General features: G+C 45.4%; 1 pseudogene. It reads left to right on the top strand.

The features are described from left to right. Positions 1-433 (top strand): annotated as a pseudogene (locus ACTHUR_RS21045) (hypothetical protein); the annotation flags it as partial. Positions 434-443: the final 10 nt, after the last annotated feature.

The following is a 443-nucleotide window of genomic DNA, read 5'->3' as shown; positions in this document are numbered from 1 at the left end:
CTTTCAAATGGTTCAGCAAAACCCAAAACAGGTGTATGAGGCTTTGCCGGTTGAATTGAAATCTCCTGAAGCGCAAACTTTTCGCTCGAATTTCTGCCTGCGTTACGATACTCAAAAAGCTGCCGAGATTGCCAAGTTAAAACAGTTGGCGTTCAAGCCGGTTGAACTCGATGGTAAAACTGTCTACACACGGTGTATTTCTACCGAAGGTCATTATTATGCGACGCCGAAAAATGTTGCCGAAGACCGCCGTTTTGACACTGCCGTCCCGGTCAGAATTTATTATACGGAAACCAAAAAAAGCACCGACGTTTGGAAGTTGACGGGGAATATCCTGAAAACGCCATTTACATTGGCTTTGGACGCAGTCGGCGCAGTGATAGCAGGCTCATATGTCGTAGTCAGTGAAATTATCGATGCTTCACGCAAATAATATCCAAGGC

This window comes from Neisseria sp. P0021.S007 (assembly GCF_051956855.1).
Note: the sequence above shows the minus strand (reverse complement) of the source record. Positions and strands in the feature narration are given on the sequence as shown.